17 protein-coding genes are annotated in these 17,554 nt (G+C 55.5%); 13 read left to right on the top strand and 4 right to left on the bottom strand.

The features are described 5' to 3' along the window. Positions 1-16: 16 nt before the first annotated feature. The 8 genes from trpE to E0L13_RS03105 all read left to right on the top strand — a co-directional run bounded on the left by trpE (position 17) and on the right by E0L13_RS03105 (position 8,593). On the top strand, positions 17-1,492 hold the full coding sequence (trpE, locus tag E0L13_RS03140) for an anthranilate synthase component I (protein WP_168060263.1): 1,476 nt from the start codon (positions 17-19) through the stop codon (positions 1,490-1,492). Next, positions 1,476-2,048 carry an aminodeoxychorismate/anthranilate synthase component II gene (locus E0L13_RS03135; RefSeq protein ID WP_168060261.1) on the top strand — a complete coding sequence of 191 codons (573 nt, stop codon included), beginning with the start codon at positions 1,476-1,478 and terminating at the stop codon, positions 2,046-2,048. The genes trpE and E0L13_RS03135 overlap by 17 nt, the downstream gene beginning before the upstream one ends. 27 nt (positions 2,049-2,075) lie before the next feature. Continuing rightward, a complete protein-coding gene (trpD, locus tag E0L13_RS03130; RefSeq protein WP_168060259.1) occupies positions 2,076-3,086 on the top strand; it encodes an anthranilate phosphoribosyltransferase in 1,011 nt (336 codons plus the stop codon). A gap of 9 nt (positions 3,087-3,095) precedes the next feature. After that, positions 3,096-3,884: an indole-3-glycerol phosphate synthase TrpC gene (gene trpC / locus E0L13_RS11845; protein ID WP_168060257.1), complete on the top strand. Its 789-nt coding sequence runs from the start codon at positions 3,096-3,098 to the stop codon at positions 3,882-3,884. Continuing rightward, the gene (locus E0L13_RS11840; protein WP_168060255.1) at positions 3,877-4,476 is read left to right on the top strand and encodes a phosphoribosylanthranilate isomerase; all 600 of its coding nucleotides are present in this window, start codon (positions 3,877-3,879) and stop codon (positions 4,474-4,476) included. The genes trpC and E0L13_RS11840 overlap by 8 nt, the downstream gene beginning before the upstream one ends. Before the next feature lie 10 nt (positions 4,477-4,486). Further along, complete coding sequence (gene trpB / locus E0L13_RS03115; protein WP_168060253.1) at positions 4,487-5,671, top strand: tryptophan synthase subunit beta; 1,185 nt, start codon at positions 4,487-4,489, stop codon at positions 5,669-5,671. Further along, positions 5,664-6,446 carry a tryptophan synthase subunit alpha gene (gene trpA, locus E0L13_RS03110; RefSeq protein WP_168060251.1) on the top strand — a complete coding sequence of 261 codons (783 nt, stop codon included), beginning with the start codon at positions 5,664-5,666 and terminating at the stop codon, positions 6,444-6,446. Before trpB ends, trpA begins: the two co-directional genes overlap by 8 nt. A 239-nt stretch (positions 6,447-6,685) precedes the next feature. After that, complete coding sequence (locus E0L13_RS03105) at positions 6,686-8,593, top strand: YadA-like family protein (RefSeq protein WP_168060249.1); 1,908 nt, start codon at positions 6,686-6,688, stop codon at positions 8,591-8,593. 525 nt (positions 8,594-9,118) lie between these two features. Here the strand turns inward: E0L13_RS03105 and E0L13_RS03100 are convergent. Next, on the bottom strand, positions 9,119-9,445 hold the full coding sequence (locus E0L13_RS03100) for a cupin domain-containing protein (RefSeq protein ID WP_087478211.1): 327 nt from the start codon (positions 9,443-9,445) through the stop codon (positions 9,119-9,121). A gap of 205 nt (positions 9,446-9,650) precedes the next feature. On the opposite strand from E0L13_RS03100, the gene E0L13_RS03095 reads away from it, so the two are divergent. Next, positions 9,651-10,235: a 5-formyltetrahydrofolate cyclo-ligase gene (locus tag E0L13_RS03095; protein ID WP_168060247.1), complete on the top strand. Its 585-nt coding sequence runs from the start codon at positions 9,651-9,653 to the stop codon at positions 10,233-10,235. A 140-nt stretch (positions 10,236-10,375) separates the two neighbouring features. Continuing rightward, positions 10,376-11,329, top strand: a complete 954-nt coding sequence (locus E0L13_RS03090) for an L-lactate dehydrogenase (protein ID WP_168060245.1) — start codon at positions 10,376-10,378, stop codon at positions 11,327-11,329. A gap of 116 nt (positions 11,330-11,445) precedes the next feature. Here E0L13_RS03090 and E0L13_RS03085 read toward each other — a convergent pair whose 3' ends face one another. From E0L13_RS03085 to E0L13_RS03075, 3 genes are all read right to left on the bottom strand, one after another. Continuing rightward, on the bottom strand, positions 11,446-12,846 hold the full coding sequence (locus E0L13_RS03085; RefSeq protein WP_168060243.1) for an FAD-binding oxidoreductase: 1,401 nt from the start codon (positions 12,844-12,846) through the stop codon (positions 11,446-11,448). Positions 12,847-12,904: 58 nt separating this feature from the next. Beyond that, positions 12,905-13,333, bottom strand: coding sequence for a hypothetical protein (locus E0L13_RS03080; protein ID WP_168060241.1), 429 nt, complete (start codon positions 13,331-13,333; stop codon positions 12,905-12,907). Positions 13,334-13,408: 75 nt separating this feature from the next. After that, positions 13,409-14,746: an MFS transporter gene (locus E0L13_RS03075; protein WP_168060239.1), complete on the bottom strand. Its 1,338-nt coding sequence runs from the start codon at positions 14,744-14,746 to the stop codon at positions 13,409-13,411. A gap of 166 nt (positions 14,747-14,912) precedes the next feature. Between E0L13_RS03075 and E0L13_RS03070 the strand changes: the two genes are divergently transcribed. The 3 genes from E0L13_RS03070 to E0L13_RS03060 all read left to right on the top strand — a co-directional run bounded on the left by E0L13_RS03070 (position 14,913) and on the right by E0L13_RS03060 (position 17,549). Beyond that, positions 14,913-15,827: a metal-sensing transcriptional repressor gene (locus E0L13_RS03070; RefSeq protein WP_168060237.1), complete on the top strand. Its 915-nt coding sequence runs from the start codon at positions 14,913-14,915 to the stop codon at positions 15,825-15,827. A gap of 82 nt (positions 15,828-15,909) precedes the next feature. Continuing rightward, entirely contained in the window at positions 15,910-16,698 is a 789-nt protein-coding gene (locus E0L13_RS03065) for a macro domain-containing protein (protein WP_168060235.1), read from the top strand. A gap of 38 nt (positions 16,699-16,736) precedes the next feature. Next, positions 16,737-17,549, top strand: a complete 813-nt coding sequence (locus E0L13_RS03060) for a CpXC domain-containing protein (RefSeq protein ID WP_168060233.1) — start codon at positions 16,737-16,739, stop codon at positions 17,547-17,549. The last annotated feature ends 5 nt before the right edge of the window (positions 17,550-17,554 follow it).

Here is a 17,554-nt window from a genome sequence, read left to right as displayed (position 1 = left end):
ATAGGAGGAAACAGCGATGCTGTCATTAGCAGAGGTAAAGGCCTACGGCCCCCAATATAAAACCGTGCCGGTGAGCCGGTGCATGTACGCCGATATCCGGACGCCTGTCGAGGTAATGCGGATTTTAAAAACCGTGAGCTCCCAGTGCTACTTGCTGGAGAGCATGGAGGACTCCAAGCGGTGGGGCCGGTACACGTTTTTAGGATATGATCCCCAGATGGAGCTGGCCTGCAAGGACGGGACGGTTCACATCCGGGCCGGCACGGACATAGAGGTTCAAACGGAGGACCCGGCGTCCTTCCTGCGGCAGGTCTTAGCAGACAACGCGGCGCCCCGCATAGACGGCCTTCCGCCCTTTACCGGCGGCCTTGTCGGATACGTCGCCTACGACTATATCCAGTACGCCGAGCCGTCGCTGCATCTGGAGGCTGACGACGATGAAGATATACTGGATTTCGACTTGTTTCTGTTCGATAAGGTCATCGTCTTCGACCATTTGAAGCAGACCATCTTCTTGATTGCCAACGTACGGCTTGACGGAGCGGACGAGCATTATCAAAAGGCGCTGCTGGAGCTGGAGCAGATGGAGCGGCTCATCCGCCGCGGCAAAGGGGCCGACATCGCTCCTCTGCGGCTGCAAAGCCCCTTCCAGCCCATGTTTTCCCGCGAGGAATACTGCCGCATGGTAGAGGCGGGAAAGCACTATATACGCGAAGGCGATATCTTCCAGGTCGTCTTATCCAATCGGATGGAGGCGGAAGCCGACGGCAGCCTCTTCGACGTATACCGCGTCCTGCGGACGACGAACCCGTCGCCGTACATGTTTTATTTGTCGGGAAAGGATCTGGAAATTGCCGGCTCTTCTCCGGAAACGCTGATAAAGCTCCATAACGGATCGCTCTTTACCTTTCCCCTGGCGGGGACGCGGCCCAGAGGCGTGTCGGACGAAGAAGACGCGGCGCTGGAGCAGGAGCTCCTGCACAACGAAAAGGAATTGGCGGAGCATAACATGCTCGTCGATTTGGGGCGAAACGACCTGGGGCGCGTCAGCGAATTCGGCTCCGTCCATGTCGAGTCGTACTTAGACGTCCTGCGGTTTTCCCACGTCATGCATTTGGGGTCTACGGTAAAGGGGACGATTTGCAAAGATAAGACGGCTGTCGACGCCGTAGGAGCAGTCCTGCCGGCGGGGACGCTGTCGGGAGCCCCGAAGATCCGGGCTTGTCAGATTATCGACGAGCTGGAAGGGAAAAAGCGGGGCGTGTACGGCGGCGCTGTCGGGTATATTGATTTTACGGGCAACATGGATATGTGCATCGGCATTCGCCTGGCTTACAAGAAAGGCCGGCGCCTGTTCGTCCGGTCCGGAGCGGGCATCGTAGCCGACAGCGAGCCCGAACGGGAATATCAGGAATGTCTCAATAAAATTCAGGCCGTGGTCATGGCGATCCGGCAGGCCGACGGAGGGATAGACGATGATTGTGCTTATTGATAATTACGACAGCTTTTCCTACAATCTCTACCAGCTGCTGGGACAGTTCGACCGCCGGATTACCGTCGTGCGGAACGACGAGACGACGGTCCAGGCCATTGAAGCCATGCATCCCGACCACCTAGTCATCTCACCGGGGCCGGGGCGGCCGGCCGAGGCGGGCATCTGTGAAGAAGCTATTCGGCATTTTGCCGGCAAGGTACCTATCTTAGGCGTGTGCCTAGGCCATCAGGCCATTTGCGAAGCTTTCGGCGGGGAAATTACATACGCCGAACGGCTCATGCACGGCAAGCAGTCCGTGGCGCATATCTGCAGACCGTCGCCGCTGTTCCGGGATGTGCCGCCGGCTATCGACGTTGGCCGCTATCATTCGCTGGCGGCGAAGAGGGGAACGCTGCCGGACGAATTGGAAATATTGGCTGAGACAGACGAAAAGGAAATCATGGCCGTCGGCCATCGAAAGTATCCTATATACGGGCTGCAGTTTCATCCGGAGTCCATCCTGACGCCGGAAGGTCCGATTATGATTCGGAATTTTTTACAGCTATCGGCGTAGAAGATCTATGCAGAGGGGGATGTCATCATGATACGAGAAGCAACGGTAAAACTGATACAGAAAATAGATTTGACCATGGAAGAAACGATGGCCGTCATCAACGAGATTATGAGCGGCGAAACGACGCCGGTTCAGACGGCGGCCTTCTTGACGGCACTGCAGGCCAAGGGGACGACGATCGATGAGATCACGGCCTGCGCCAAGGCGATGCGGACCCATGCCCTGCCCGTAGACGGCTGCGACGGCGTATTGGAAATCGTCGGAACCGGCGGCGATAAGTCGGGATCGTTCAATATTTCCACGACGTCGGGCTTTGTCTGCGCCGCCGGCGGCTGCAAGGTGGCGAAGCACGGCAACCGGGCGGCTACGTCCAAGAGCGGCGCCGCCGACGTACTGGAAGCCCTGGGAGCGAACATCTGCATGGAACCGAAACGGTGCGCCGAGCTGCTCCGCAGCGTAGGGTTCTGCTTCCTCTTTGCCCAGCACTATCACAAGGCTATGAAGTACGTCGGTCCGGTCCGCAAAGAACTGAGCGTTCCGACGGTGTTCAATATCCTGGGGCCCCTTACGAATCCGGCCCATGCAGATCACCAAATCCTCGGCGTGTACGACGAAAGCCTGGTAGAGCCGCTGGCCCACGCCCTGCACGGTCTGGGCGTCAAAAAGGGAATGGCCGTGTACGGACTGGACCGGATGGATGAAATATCGGCGTCGGCGCCGACAAAAATCTGCGAATTCGACGGCGATACCTTTAAGACCTACGTCATCGAGCCGGAACAGTTCGGGCTGCAGCGCGGCGCAAAGTCGGATATCGTCGGCGGCACGCCGGCGGAAAACGCCGCGATTACCCGCAGCGTTCTGAGCGGGGAAAAAGGCACGCGGCGGACGGCCGTCGTCCTCAATGCCGGAGCCGGCTTGTACGTTGCCGGAAAGGCATCGACCTTTGAAGGCGGCGTTCGGCTGGCAGAAGAGCTCATCGACAGCGGCAAAGCGATCCAGACCTTGGATGCCTTTATTGCCCAGAGCCACATCGCTTAGGAGGACGTCATGATATTAGATACGATTGCCGCCGCCGTCGCCAGACGGCTGGCGGAAGATATACGGCAAATTTCGCGGGACGAGATGCGGCAGATGGCCCTGGATGCGCCGGCGGCAGAGGGATTTCCCTTCGAGCAGGCCCTCAAACGGCCGGGCATGTCGGCTATCTGCGAAGTCAAGAGGGCGTCGCCGTCGAAAGGCGTCATTGCAGAGGAGTTTCCCTACGTGGACATTGCCAGGGAATATGAACAAGCCGGCGCGGCGGCCATATCCGTCCTGACGGAGCGGGATTATTTTCAGGGCAGCTGCCGGTATTTGCAGGAAATCGCCGCGGCGGTACAAACGCCGCTGCTGCGCAAGGATTTCATCATCGACGAATACCAGGTGTACGAAGCGCGGCGCAGCGGCGCCTCGGCCATACTTCTCATCTGCGCACTGCTGGATGACGAACAGCTGGACAAGCTGTTTCGGCGGGCCGACTCGCTGGGATTATCGGCCTTGGTGGAAGCGCATGACGAAGACGAAGTGCGGCGGGCCGTCGCTGTCGGCGCGCGTATCATCGGCGTCAATAACCGCAACCTGAAGGACTTTTCCGTATCCCTGGACACGAGCTGCCGCCTGCGGCCTCTCGTTCCGAAGGACGTCCTCTTCGTAGCGGAAAGCGGCATACGCTGCCGCGCCGACATAGACCGCCTGCGCGAGGCCGGAGCCGACGCCGTTCTCATCGGCGAAACGCTCATGCGCAGCGCCGATAAGAAAGCAGCCCTAGCAGAGCTGACGGGAGAACGTCATGGTTAAGATCAAGCTGTGCGGCTTGACGCGGCGCTGCGATATCGATTGGGTTAATGAACTGCTGCCGGACTACGTCGGCTTTGTTTTCGCCGGCAGCAGCCGCCGCGTGACAGACGAGCAGGCGGCGCAGCTGCGGAAGCTGCTGCGGGAAGATATCCCGGCCGTAGGCGTATTCGTCGACGAGCCTATAGACCACGTTGCGGCGCTGGTACGGCAAGGAGTCATCCAGCTGGTACAGCTCCACGGTGCAGAGGACGAGGCCTATATCCGGGAGCTGCGCCGGGCCGTATCGGTGCCGGTCATTCAGGCTTTTTCCGTCCGCTCGCCCGAGGATATACAGGCCGCAAGCCGGAGCTCGGCAGACTTCGTCCTCCTGGACCAGGGGGCTGGCGGCACGGGGCGGGCCTTCGACTGGTCGCTGGCTGCGGCCCTGGACAGGCCCTATTTTCTGGCCGGCGGGCTGCACCCGGGCAACGCCGCGGCGGCAGCCGAGCTTCGCCCCTACGCCGTAGACGTGAGCAGCGGCATAGAGACGGATGGCGTAAAAGACAGACAGAAGATGATAGCATTCGTAAAGCGAATAAGACATACTTTTTAGGAGGTACATCATGAGCAATGGAAGATTCGGACTCTTTGGAGGACAATACATACCGGAAACGCTGATGAACGAGATTCATCGTTTGGAAAAGGCCTATGCCTTTTATAAGCAGGACGAGGAGTTTCAGCGGGAATTAAAGGACCTGCTGGATAATTACGCCAACAGGCCGTCGCTGCTGTATTACGCCGGCAAGATGACTGAGGATTTGGGCGGTGCGAAGATTTATTTGAAACGGGAAGACCTGAATCATACGGGAGCCCATAAGATCAACAACGCCCTGGGCCAATGCCTGCTGGCCAAGAAGATGGGCAAGACGCGGGTTATCGCTGAAACGGGGGCGGGCCAGCACGGCGTGGCGACGGCGACGGCCGCGGCTTTTATGGGCTTGGAATGCGAAGTCTTTATGGGCGAAGAAGATACGATACGGCAGGCTCTGAACGTATACCGTATGGAACTGCTGGGCGCAAAGGTCCACGCCGTCACTACGGGGACGAAGGTCCTCAAGGATGCGGTCAACGAGGCGATGCGCGAATGGGTCAGCCGCGTAGATGATACGCATTACGTCATCGGTTCGACTATGGGCCCCCATCCCTTCCCGATGATGGTCCGCGATTTCCAGTCCGTCATCAGCCAGGAAGCGCGGGAGCAGATTTTAGAACGGGAAGGAAAGCTTCCGGCAGCCGTGCTGGCCTGCGTCGGCGGCGGCAGCAACGCCATGGGTATGTTTTACCATTTCATCGGCGACGAATCGGTACGGCTCATCGGCTGCGAGGCTGCCGGCAAGGGCATCGACACGAAATTCCACGCCGCGACGATTTCCAAAGGCAGCGTCGGTATCTTCCACGGCATGAAATCGATTTTCTGTCAGAATGACCAGGGGCAGATCGACGAAGTATATTCCATTTCCGCCGGCCTCGACTATCCGGGCATCGGGCCGGAACACGCCCATCTGTACGAAAGCGGCCGGGCCCAGTACGTTCCTGTAAAGGACGACGAAGCCGTCGAAGCCTTTGAATATTTGGCTCGAACGGAAGGCATCATCTGCGCTATTGAAAGTGCCCATGCCGTGTACCACGCGATGCAGCTGGCGCCGAAGATGAATAAAGACGACGTGATGCTCGTCTGCTTGTCAGGCCGCGGCGATAAGGACGTAGCGGCGATTGCCAGATATAAAGGGAGGGACATCCATGAGTAAGATTAAAAACGCATTTAAAGACGGCAAGGCTTTTATTGGATTTTTGACGGCAGGAGATCCGTCGATAGAAAAGAGCTGCGAATATATTTTGACAATGGAACGGGCCGGCGCGGATTTGGTGGAAATCGGCATTCCCTTTTCCGATCCCATCGCCGAAGGCGTCGTCATCCAGGAGGCCAATATCCGGGCCCTGTCAGTCAACACGCGGCTGGAAGACGTATTCCGCCTCGTCGAAATGGTACGGCAGCAGTCCCGGATTCCGCTGGTATTTTTGACCTATGCCAATCCGATTTTTAATTACGGAAAGGGCGCCTTCTTTGCAAAATGCGCCGAAACGGGCGTTGACGGCGTCATCGTTCCCGACGTGCCCTTTGAGGAACGGAGCGAATTTGCCGACGAGGCGGCGCAGTACGGCGTCGACATCATCGCCATGATCGCGCCGACATCGAAGGAGCGGATTAAGGAAATCGCCGCCGTCGGCCAGGGCTTTTTGTACATCGTGTCGTCTCTGGGCGTTACAGGGACGCGCAGCGAGATCACGACGGATTTGAAGGAAATCATCGACGTGGCGAAAAGCGTGACCGACGTACCCTGTGCAGTTGGCTTCGGCATCAATACGGCTGAGCAGGCCGAACAGATCGCCGCCGTTGCCGACGGCGTCATCGTCGGCAGTGCCATCGTCAAGATCATCGGCAAGTACGGAACAGAAGCGGGCCCCCATATTTACGAATACGTCAAGGCCATGAAAAAAGCCGTCCAGCAGGCGGAAGTGTAATAAAAGCTGTTGGCAGTAAAACAACGATGTTGCTGCCAACAGCTTTTTTGCGTTTGGAATGCCGGACAGGCAGTCTTTTTTAGTCAAAGCTGTGATGGAAAATATTTACTGTTTAATTATGATAATTTACATTGACATATAACGACAAATATTATACCATAGTTATCAAATATTAATACTTGCTTGTTTTGCTCTAATATTGCTGTGTTAGAGTCTATTCACGAAGGGAAATAATTATCATGAACAGAATAAAGAAATCCTTAGCAGTTTTTATTGCATCGTTTCAGGCCGCGACGGTTTTAGCCGCCAACATATACGATCCCAGCATGAATAATACAATCAGCGCCCAGACGCGGACAAGCTCTATAGTTGGTATGGATAATACGGTAAACAAGGCGGGAACGCAGTCGGAATCCGATACGTCCATCGTCAACAACGCGGCAATATTCGGCAGGAACAACCATATAGAATTTCAGGGAAACATATCGATAGACCAGGCGACGGCCGTCGGTACGTCTAATTCGATCCAAGGAACAAACGATACGGCCGTAGGATTGAATAATACTATGTTGGGAAGCAATGGCCTAGCTGTCGGGGGGAGGAATACTATCCAGGTTGGGATGAATGAGTCTGTTGCGCTCGGTTGGGAGAATACTGTCGGCGGCGGACAAGCTGTGGCTATTGGAGCGCACAGCGCGGCTAAGGCCGGCTGGTCCGTGTCCCTTGGGGCGTATGCAAATGCATTGGGAGCGAGTTCTATCGCTATCGGGCCGCAAACAAAATCAGACGGACAATCATCTGTTGCGATTGGGTTGAAAGCCAACGCGACGAAGGGATTTGGCGTCGCCATAGGCGGTCACAATACCTTCGCCGGCTCGAAGGCGAATTCCATCGGTTATGCCGCCAACGCGTCAGGAGACGACAGCGTTGCTTTCGGCACAAACAGCGCAGCCCTTTCCCGCGGCAGCGTCGCTCTCGGCGCGTGGAGCGTCTCCGACCGGAACAGCGAATTGTTCGGTTACGATCCGTCTGTAAATGCTATAACGACGAAACGGGACGGCGCATGGAAAGCGACGTGGAGCGCCGTTTCCATTGGCGACGGTACGAAAGGCCAGACGCGTCAGCTTACGAATTTGGCGGCCGGCACAGCCGATACGGATGCGGTGAACGTAGCGCAGCTCAAAGCTGCTCGCGTAGAAATTAACGCCGGCGACAACATTACGGTGACGAAGCGCTATGGTACTGACGGACATGCTATTTACAGTATTAGCGGCTTAGGCGGCAGCAAGATTATTGGGGGAGATAACATATCTGTTGCCGAAAGTGAACGTGTTCAGGAAGCATCTAAGGCGACGAAAGATGGAGTCGTTTCTGATAACGGCCGGACGTCAGAAATGAGTTACGTCGTCAGTTCAAACGGCGGCGTTCCTGAAAAAGTCGTCGTTGCTTCAACAGATGAGCACATTACCGTTTCCGCTCTCGAAGCAATGCAGGATGATAAAAAGGTGACGACGTACAATTTGGCTCTCAAGACGGGCGGAACCGTAAACGAGGGTAATGAGGGCCTCGTGACGGGGCGTACTGTATACGGCGAAACGCGCGTAAGCCGTGATGGAAACTACGTGAAAACGGACCGTACAGCCGGTGAAAACCTGTCTGCTCTGGATAGGCAGATTCGGCTCAATACCGACGATATCTCTCATATGAGAAATCAAGTATCGACGCTGAATTTCGAAGTCAACCGGCTGGATAACCGGATCGACCGCGTCGGCGCCGGCGCAGCCGCTCTGGCAGGACTTCATCCGCTGGAGTTTGACCGAGACGATAAGTGGAATTTTGCCGCTGGATACGGTCATTATCGCGGGGCCGACGCAGTCGCATTGGGAGCCTTTTACTGGCCTGACGAAGGGACGATGGTGTCCGTAGGAGGTTCCATGGGCGGCGGCGAAACGATGCTGAACGTCGGTATCAGTATGAAGTTCGGTAAGAGCAGTCCCTATAGCGGGTATTCTAAAGCTGATCTTATACGGACGATTGAAGAGCAAAACGGCAATATCAATCGCATAAGTCAGGAAAACGAGGCGTTGAAGCGACAAATGCAAGATGTGCTGGAACAGCTGTCTGCCTTGCAGCGTCTCAAGGCATAATAGAGACAGCGTAAAATAATTGTGGGAAAACTTTAGTGTACAAAAGTTAAAGAATTATAACGTAACGGGAATGCTAGTGTCAGCACGTTGCTGTATGCTGTCTATAACGTAACTATAGTAGTAATATTAACAGATTAAGAGAACTATCAAAAATGGCCTGTCAAAAAAATTCCCATAACAACTTTACACTATCCATAATAGAAAAGGGACTTGCCAAACGACGGCGAGTCCCTTTTAAATGGATAAAATATCTATACGGCAACGAAGCGGCTATTGGCCGCTCCCATGATAAAGACCCGGTATACACGCGACATATGCGTACCGGGCCTTATGGTATAGGATTCATATTCATATGGTTTTTGGTTCTGGTATCTTTAACCTCGCTAAATACATACATTCGTCTCAAACTGTGGACTACTTTGATTTGCAAATCTGCAAGTATTCGAAAAGCTCGAAGAACTAAAATCCGACAAGTTAGTACTAACGAACATTGGCGAATCATCAAGCGAAATAAGTGGACAATATTTAGTTTTTAATAATCAACGCGATGAAAACGAGGTTTTCGCCGCCCTTGTTTTCGATGCTGTGACCCATTCCGTCCGACGTATAAGTGACATCTCCTGCTTTGACGGTTCGGACTGTGCCGTTGTCGTCGTACTCGCCTTCACCGGAAAGGATATAATAAGCCTCTGCGTTGCCATGATGAACATGATAGCCTAAGGAACATCCAGGTTCCAGAGTGACTCTCGCGAACATGTCATTCTTGCCCAGCAGCTGTTCCGCCGACAATAGGTGCTCTTTTACAAGATGCCCTTTGCCTCCAGACGCATGTTCAATAATCTCTGTGTTCACTGGACTCACCCCTTTCTAATGCTTCCGCATTTCTTACCTATATTATAGCATGGTATTTTAAATTTGTCATGAGGAAAAGTTAAAATTATTATACTTTTTTATCAATGTATAAGATATGTTAACGGCGGTTCATAGGAACTGGGCAGGAAGGGCCGGCGGTATGATATAATGAAGCCATGAGATTTTAATACAGGAGGCGGAGCAGATGACGAAGAGGGAAGAAAAGAAACGGCTGAGACGGCTGCTGCTGGAACAGATGCGGGCATTGCCGCCGGCATACTGCCGGAAGGCCGATGAGGCCATATACCGCCATGTAGTATCCTTGCCGGCCTATCAGGCGGCCCGTGTGATATGCGCCTATGTCGGCATGGCCCATGAAATTAATACAAAGCCTTTGATTGAACGCATGTTGGCCGACGGAAAACGGGTTGGCGTCCCCTTGTGCGTCGGCAAAGGCGTCATGGAGATGCGGGAAATCGGCGGATTGGACGAGCTGCAGGCCGGGACCTGGGGCATACTGGAGCCATCTCCGGATGCGCCGCTGCTGCAGCCCGATGAGATCGACCTGGGGCTGATTCCCTGCGTCAGCGGCAACGAAGCAGGACAGCGCCTGGGCTATGGCGGCGGATTTTACGACGCCTACTTAGCGAAGGCATCCTTTCTGCGGGTATTGCTATGCCGCAAAGCTGTGATGACCGCGTCGATTCCCATGGAGCCCCACGACGCCGCGATGGACATCGTCGTTTCCGAAGACGGGGCCGCGTATTGCCGCAGCCGTAAAAAAATTTGAAGAAGTTTCCCGTTAAAACGTTTTAGTATTTGACCAAATCCGTTGAATTTAAAAACATCTATTGTATTTGCCGTAAAAATACTTTATCATAAAACCATTACATCACTATTTACAGCACTTATGCAGAAAGAGGGATACATATGGAGTTAAAGAAACGAGTTGTCGGCGTCGTCGGCTTAGGCCACGTAGGCGCTCATGTCGCCTTTGTTTTGGGCATGATGGGCATTGCCGATGAAGTAAAAATCTGCGACTGCAACGCCCAGAAGGCTGAAAGCGAACGGCAGGATTTGATGGACGCCGTCATGTTCATGCCGCACCGCGTCACGTATACGATTGCGGATTACGCTGATTTGAAGGACTGCGACGTTATCGTCAACGCCGTCGGCGACATCAACTTGTGCGCTACGGGCAACCGCGACGACGAAATGGAATATACCGTGGCCCAGGTAGCCGACTACGTCCCCAAGGTCATGGCCGGCGGCTTCGACGGCATTTTCGTCAACATTACGAATCCCTGCGACGTCATTACCGACTTGATTGCCAAGAAGAGCGGCTTGCCGAAGGGCCGCGTGCTGGGTACCGGCACGGGATTGGATTCATCCCGCCTCATCAGCGCCATCGTACAGCAGACGGGTTTGGAACATCACTCCTTCACGGCCTACATGATGGGCGAACACGGCAACGCCCAGATGGTCCCCTGGTCTATCGTCAACTTCCGCGGCAAACCGCTGGCCGACTATGGCGATGATCCCCGCTTTGCCTTTGACCGGGAAGACATGAAAAAACGGGCTATCGGCGGCGGCTGGGTAACCTACAAGGGCAAGCACTGCACGGAATACGGCATCTGCTCGACGGCTGCGTCCATCGTCAAGGCGATTCTCCACGATGAAAAGAAAATCATGGCGGCCAGCGTCCCCTTGGACGGCGAGTACGGCGAAACAGGTATTTTCTGCGGCGTGCCTGCCGTCATCGGCATCCATGGCGTCGAACAGGTTATGGAATATAACCTGCCGGAAGACGAACTGCAGGAATTCAAGAGCTGCTGCCAGACGATCCGCAACAACATCGCTAAAGCCGCGGCTTTGCTGAAATAAGAATCTCCTGTGCATCGATGATGCACGGCATATAAAAAACGGGATGAAACCGGTATTACACCGGAATCATCCCGTTTTTACATTGCTGCATCGCGTGAGGCGCAGCGTTTTCGTTTTTACGCGTCGATTACCTTGCCCGGATTGAGGATGAGGTTGGGGTCCATGGCCCGCTTGATGGTCTTCATGATCTTCAGCTCGCCCTGGGGCGTAAATTGTTCCATATATTTCAGCTTTTTCGCGCCGATGCCGTGCTCGCCGGCCAATCTGCCGCCGACGCTGTAGGCGTAGGCGTAGACCTGCTGATGGAATTCTTCGACGTTTTTATTCCATTCTTCGTCGCTCATGTCCATCTTGCAGAGGACGATGTGCAGGTTGCCGTCGCCGATGTGGGCGTTGATTTTAACCTGGAAGGGATAGTTTTCGCCGATTTCCATGATTTTTTCGATGGTCGAAGCAATTTTATGGACGGGAACGACGACGTCGTCGGTGAGGAAGACCTTGCTGATCATTTCGCACGACGTCTGGACGTTGCGGCGCATGTTCCAGATGCGGTCGTCGGCTTCCAGTACTTCTACGGCTCCCGATTCTTCGCAAATCGTGCAGACCGTGTCCATCTTGGCGTCTAATTCGTCTTCGCGGAACGTTTCGACGGTGATGATGACGTAGATGCCGTCTTCGTAATGGGGCATGTCGGAATACTGGCAGTAGTCGGCCGTATCGCGGACGTAGGAGTTGTCCATGTATTCGACGCTCGTCGGGTCGACGCCGGCTTTCAGCAGCTTCGGCACCATGTACAGGGCCTTTTTCGGGTCTGTATAGATGGCCAGGACGTCGATGCGGTACGGCGGCAAGGGAATGAGCTTGACCGTGACCTTGGTGATAATGCCCAGGGTGCCTTCGCTGCCGATGATGAGCTGTTCCAGGTCGTAGCCGGTAGAGCATTTTTTCAGGATGCGGCCGCATTCGACGATGTCCCCTGTCGGCGTGACGATTTCCAGAGCGTAGACCTGGTCGCGCGTGACGCCGTAGCGGACGGCGCGGAGGCCGCCGGCGTTAGTGGCTAAGTTGCCGCCGATGAGGCAGCTTTCGGCGCTCGACGGGTCGCCGGCGTAGAGCAGGCCGACTTTTTTGGCTTCGTTCTGCATGTCGATCGTGCGGACGCCGGCTTCGACGGTCATGTACATGCCTTCTTCGTTCAGCTCGATGATTTTATTGAGCCGTTCCATAGACAAGACGAGGCCGCCGCAGACGGGAATGGCTCCGGCAGCCAGGCTGGTGCCGCCGCCGCGGACGGTAATCGGGAAGTCGTATTCGTTAGCCAGCTTTACGATCTGCGAGATTTCTTCGGCATTCGCCGGCAGGACCGCCGCTTCGGGGACGCGGAACATGGCCGGATTCGTTTCATAATCCGTCTGATACTGCAGGAGAATGTCCCGGTCGGTCTTGACGTATGACGGGCCCGTAATGGCCTTGAGTTTATCGATGATTTCAGGTGTTATCGGCTGATATGTTTTCAAAAAAATTCCCCCTTTGTGTCACTGATATTATTCTACCACGACGAGGGGGATTAGAAAACTAGAATTTCAGGTCAATGATAGCCGATACGCCGACGCCTTGAACACGGCTGAGATGAGTGATATCGACGGATTCAAGCGGAATAAGTGCTTTCGCCCGGGCGATGTTGTTGAAGCTGCCTTCGAGCTGGCCGACGGCCTTGACCTTATCGACCTGTGCCGTCGGGCCGACGACCTGGACGGCTCCGATATACTTGCCCGTGCCGATGCTGAGGACGGGTACGACCTTCGTCGCGTAGTCGGTGCCGACGCCGTTTTTCATGAGCAGCTTGTTGAGAAAATCGTTGATTTGGTCGCCGAATTTATCGACGAGGACTGTTACGCCGCCGACCTTCAGGATAGAACCGAGGCTGAAGGCCTGGGTGACGGCCGTGCCGCCGGCGGCCAGCAGGGATACGGTAAGCATAGCGGTGATTACTTGTTTTTTCATAAGGCAAAACCTCCTTGCAGATATTTTGTATGATAGATTTAATACGTCTATTATACGCGAAGACGGCCCGTCCGGCTATTTCTTTTTTCCGCGGGCCAGTGAAGCGAGGACTGAAAGCAGGCAGAGGACGGCGAACAGCGTGTAGGACTGGCGCAGGGCGGCGCGCACGGCGTCGGTGTATATGGCCGTCGCCGCCGTATGCTGGGACAGAATCAGCGTGACGACGGCCATGCTGGACGCCTGTCCGAGATTTCTGGCCAGGGCCAGCATGCTGGACGCGACGCCGTGATAGGCCGGCTTGACGGAGCTCATGATGGCGCTGTTGTTCGGCGCGCCGAACAAGGCAGACCCCGTCCCGATGAGGACGAGAAAGGCGGCGACTGCGGCGACGGACGGGTCGGGACAGATCGCGAAGCATGCCAGCCCCAGCGTCGTCAGGGCCAGGCCGGCCGTCGCGATCGGCATGGGGCCGTAGGCATCGGACAAGGCGCCGGCTTTCGGCGACAGCAGGGCCATGATGATGGGCTGGACGAGGAGTATCAGCCCCGAGACGGCCGGCGATAAGCCCGTCAGCACCTGAAGGTAGAGAGACAGCAGGAAGGACATGGCGTACGTTGCGCTGTATTGAATGAAAGCTGCCAGATTGGACATGGAAAAGGAGACGCTGCGGAAAATATACAGCGGCAGCAGGGGATGATAAGAACGGCTTTCGTGAAGGATAAAGGCCAGCAGCAGGAACAAGCCGGCCCATAAGGGGAGGTTCGTTTCGGCATAGGACGATATTCCCCAGAGAAAGAGCACGATGCCGGCAATGGATAAGGCCGAGCTCACGGCGTTGACGAAGGGAGCGCCGCTGGCGTACCATTCCTGACGCACCGGGCGGATGAACAGATAGGCTGCGAAAGCCATGACGGCTGACAGGAGAAATATAGAGCGCCAGCCTGCATATTCCGTCAGCAGGCCGCCTGCGACCGGTCCCAGGGACAGGCCCAGGTAGGTCAGGCCGACGCAGATTCCGAGAATGCGGCCCTGGCAATCCTCGTCTGTAGTTGCCAGCAGCAGGGGCATATAGGATACGTATACGGCTGACAAGGCGATGCCCTGCAAGGCCCGTATCGCGACGAGAACCGGCAGCGTCGCTGCCAGAGCAGCGGCAGCCGTCGTAAGGGCGAAGGCAAGGAGCGCCGCGGCATATGTTTTTCTGCGGCCATAGATATCGGATACCTTTCCCATCGGCAGCAGGCAGGCCGCTGTGGGGATCAGGAAGGCCGTGACGACCCAGCTCAGCTTATCCGGCGTCAGACCGAATTCATGGGACATGACGGGAATAGCGATGTTGACGGCTGTCGATAAAAAAGAGCCGGCAAAACTGATGATGCAGACGGAGTAAAAGATATGTTTTTCTATAGTCATAAAGGATCACCTCGCGAATGTGTTTCCCTTACCTGTATTATAGCAAAAAAGCCCCGACGGGAGCAGTCGTTTGTTTCAGGGCGCCATAGAGCGGACTTCATGTTTGTAAAATTTGCGGCCAGCCGTTACAATGATAGAAAAGGATGAAAGGAAACGACCAGAAACAATGGATAAAGAACATATATATTTTGAAAATTATGCCGATACATGGGACCGGGACCGCAAGGAAAATCCGGAAAAGCTGCAGTTTCTGCTGAATCTGGCAAGGATACGGGCCGGGGCGTCGGTGCTGGACGCAGGCTGCGGCACCGGCGTGCTGCTGCCGTATATAAGCCGGGCTGTCGGCGAAGGGGGAACGGTGACGGGCCTCGATTACTCCCGGCAAATGCTGGATAAGGCGAGGAAAAAATTTTCCGATTTGCCGGGCCTCTCGCTGGTAGAGGGCGACGTGCTGAAATACAACCTGCCGGAGCAGGCCTACGACGCCGTCGTCTGCCTGAATTTTTATCCTCATATCAGCAGCCGCAGCCGGGACTTTGTCAAAAAGATGCGGCGGTCCTTAAAGGACGGAGGCTCCCTGATCGTCATGCACGATATGGGACGGCAGCAGGTAAACCGCATTCACGATGACCGGGCAGACCGCCGGCTGCTGCCGCCTGCGGACATGCTGGCGGCAGATCTTGTCGGCGGGGGATTTACTCTTTCGGCTGCCGTCGACTGGGACGACTTGTATTTTGTCAGCGTGACGAAGGCCGACGAATTGTCTTACGATCCCTACGGCCGCGGCGGCGCTGCTGCTCCGGCCGGCGGCCCGCACCGCAGCCATACGCAGAAGAAGGCCGTCGTCAACCGCCTGGCCCGCGTCGGGGGCCATTTGGAGGCGATCAAGCGGATGGTCGAAGACGAGCGCGACTGCAGCGACGTGCTGGTCCAGCTGGCCGCCGTCGACTCGGCCGTCGTCAGCGTCAGCAAGGTCATCTTGAAGGATCACATCGACCACTGCCTGGCCGACGCCGTACGGGGAAACGATTTGGAATCTGTGGAAAAGCTCAAGAAGGCCATCAGTATTTTTGTGAAATAGGACGCTTCGCTATGCGCCGCCTTTTCCCGTATGGTATAATGAATTTATATGTACGAGCGTATATCGTAAAGGATGTGATACCATGCAATTTCGCGTGTTAGTGGGAGATATAACGAAATGGCCGGCCGACGCCATCGTCAATTCGGCCAGCTCCAGCCTGTTGGGCCTGAGCGGCGCCGTCGACAGGGCCGTCCATAAGGCCGGCGGCATTTCGCTGACAGCGGCGTGCCGTTCCCTGAAGGGCTGCCGCACAGGCGACGCTAAGATAACCTTTGGCTACAAGCTGCCTGCGAAATATGTGATTCATGCCGTAGGGCCTATCTGGGTCGGCGGCAAGCGCGGCGAAGAAGAAGAGTTGCTGTCCTGCTATCGGAAGAGCCTGAGTTTGGCTGAAGAAAAGGGAGCGCGTCATCTGGCCTTTACCTCAGTCAGCACGGAAGATAAGCGCTATCCCCGGCAGCGCGCCGCCGCGGCCGTCGTGCCGCTGCTCATGGAAGAGGGCGGAAGAATGGAACGCATCGATTTGGTCTGCACTGATGCGGATATGCAGGCTGTGTACACGCGGGCGGCCGTTCTCTTTTGGCTGCGTCATCTCAACGATGCCCATAAGGACGAATTAGCCGACATGATAGAAGAGGCGATGATTTCCCTGGTCATGCTGCAGGTGGAAACGGATAAACCCGATCCCATCGCCTTTGCCGAACAGGTGCGGTCCATGAAGCGGGTGCTGCGCCCCTTCCTGGATATGAGCCAGCCCCGCAGCATCGTCGATATTGAAAAGGCCGCCGATACGGTGATGCAGTCGTACCAGGAGCAGCCGGAAATCAAGAGCAGCTCCGGCTTGGAATCGCTGCTGCAGTCGTATTATTGAGCGGCGCAGAAACACTATAGGATAAGAGAGGATACATCATGGCAGTTGAAGACAATCAGCAGAAAGACAGAACGCACCGCTCCGAGCTGCAGCTCACGTGCCCGGCCTGCGGAGGCGTCGGCGCGTTTTCCACATGGGACTGCATTGACGGCGGGGAAAACGCCGAGCTGCGCCGGCGCGTGCTTCACGACGAAGGATTATTTTTTTATCAATGCCCCCATTGCCATAGCCGGATACATGTAGAAAGCCCCTGCTTGTACGTCGACAAGCATAAGAAATTTATGGTATGGCATATACCGGACCCGAAAATGCCTGTTACGTCGGAAGACGTGCGCTCCTTTTTAGGCGGCGATTCGTTCGCAGACTATCGCTGCCGGGCAGCGCTGACCTGGGGCGAATGGCGGGAAAAAATCATCGAAATAGAGAGCGGATATGACGACAGGCTGTATGAAATCATCAAATACGGCGCGTACCAGCTCGTTAAGGAAGGGGATCGGGAAAAGCTGCCTCTGGAGGCTTATCACATCGATTTGACCGAAGGCGGCGGCAGTGCGGACGTGTCCCTCGTTTTCCTGGAAAAGGACCGCAAGGGTATGGGATATGTATATGATATTACGCCGAAGGCGAAAGAAGTGACGGCGGATATTTTCCTGCCCCTGCTGGAGCGGATTCCCGCTATGAACGAAACGGGGCGGTTCGACCGCTTCAGCTATTCCTGGGCCCAGCAATTCATGTCCCAGGTTTTAAAAGCCGCGTCGTCGGGACAGGAGGCGTATAGCCAGCTCCTCGGATTTTGGGTGCAGACCCTCGGCAAGGAGCTGTTCCATGCGGAGATACAGCCGGCTGAATAAGGATA

The sequence above is a fragment of the Megasphaera sp. SW808 genome, from assembly GCF_012027795.1.
Taxonomy (GTDB): Bacteria; Bacillota; Negativicutes; order Veillonellales; family Megasphaeraceae; genus Megasphaera; species Megasphaera stantonii.
The sequence above is the reverse complement of the archived record's forward strand: the minus strand, read 5'-3'. Positions and strand labels throughout refer to the sequence as shown.